The organism is Geomonas sp. Red276 (assembly GCF_054784495.1).
On the sequence record NZ_BLXW01000093.1, the window covers coordinates 1 to 1,329 of the forward strand.

The 1,329-nt window shown below is 52.9% G+C and carries 1 protein-coding gene and 2 pseudogenes; 2 read left to right on the plus strand and 1 reads right to left on the minus strand.

All coding sequences use genetic code 11. The features are described 5' to 3' along the window. Positions 1-111, plus strand: a pseudogene (locus ACYVL5_RS23600) (IS1595 family transposase); the annotation flags it as partial. A 43-nt stretch (positions 112-154) separates the two neighbouring features. Next, the gene (locus tag ACYVL5_RS23605) at positions 155-1,201 is read left to right on the plus strand and encodes a transposase (protein WP_460597992.1); all 1,047 of its coding nucleotides are present in this window, start codon (positions 155-157) and stop codon (positions 1,199-1,201) included. A gap of 17 nt (positions 1,202-1,218) precedes the next feature. On the opposite strand, the pseudogene ACYVL5_RS23610 reads toward ACYVL5_RS23605, so the two are convergent. Then, positions 1,219-1,329: pseudogene (locus tag ACYVL5_RS23610) on the minus strand (IS1595 family transposase); the annotation flags it as partial.

Genomic DNA, 1,329 nt, shown 5'->3' on the forward strand with positions numbered 1-1,329 from the left:
TTTAACCGTCGTTTCGATCTTGCTGCTATGCTTCCCCGCCTCGCTGCTGCCGCTGCCCGGACTGGCAGCCGACCAGAGCGGTGGTTACGCCTAGCGGAAGATTGGCGCTAATCAGGTAAGATTATAAGTTTCTACCAAAATGGAGAGCGATGACATGCCTCGTCAGGCACGACTCGACATGCCTGGTGCGCTGCACCACATTATCTGCCGCGGCATTGAGCGGAGAGACATCTTCCATGACGATGTTGACCGAGACGATTTTGTCCATCGTATGGTGGAGATCACCACAAAAGCTTCTACTCGTTGCTTTGCGTGGGCCTTTATACCAAACCATTTCCACCTCCTTCTTGAGACGGGGCAAGTGCCTATTTCTGTTGTGATGCAGAAACTGCTGACAGGGTACGCTACAACCTTTAACTTGCGTCATCATCGACACGGGCATCTCTTTCAGAATCGTTATAAATCTATCCTGTGCCAGGAAGACACTTACCTTCTTGAACTGGTTCGCTACATCCACCTCAACCCGTTACGTGCCGGTATTGTCAATTCTTACGAAGAGCTCAGGCACTACCCGTACTGTGGTCACAGTTGCGTGGTCGGCTTGAACTGTAAGTTGGAGTCATGGATGCCAACGAAGCAGATCCTGGAGCACTTTGGAAGAGAACGGAAAGAGAGTTTGAAAGCGTATGAGGCGTTTGTTTTTGACGGGATCACGCAAGGCCAAAGACCAGACCTGACCGGAGGAGGGTTAGTCCGGAGTGCCGGCAGTTGGCATGAAGTCATTGCCGCCAGGGAATACGGCGTCTTCCTCAAGAGCGACGAGCGGATTCTCGGAGACAGCGATTTTGTCGACGAGGTTCTCAGCGAAGTAGAAGCCGAGGAGATCGAAAAGAAGAGCCTGTACCATCGCGATCACATCGATGTCGAGCACGTTATCGCTGTCGTTGCTAAGATCCTGGGGCTTAAAGAAGATGAGGTTCGTAAAGCAGATAAGCAGCCACGGCATGTTCAAGCTCGGGCCCTGCTCTGCTTCTGGGCTACACGTGAATTGGGCATGACTGAGACAGCCCTTGCCAAAGAGCTGGGGATTTCTCAACCTGCCGTCAGCCAAGCAGTAATCAGAGGTGAACTCCTTGTCAGAGAGCACGCGTGGAATTTGCGGGACTTGCTGAATGCCTCACCTGAGCAGGCACCCGAGTAACTTATAATCTTACCTGATTAGCGCCAATCTTCCGCTAGGCGTAACCACCGCTCTGGTCGGCTGCCAGTCCGGGCAGCGGCAGCAGCGAGGCGGGGAAGCATAGCAGCAAGATCGAAACGACGGTTAAA

What these genes read in the sequence shown, in the direction of transcription:
- ACYVL5_RS23605 (WP_460597992.1), top strand. Translation starts at nt 155, where the DNA reads ATGCCTCGTCAGGCACGACTCGACATGCCTGGTGCGCTGCACCACATT.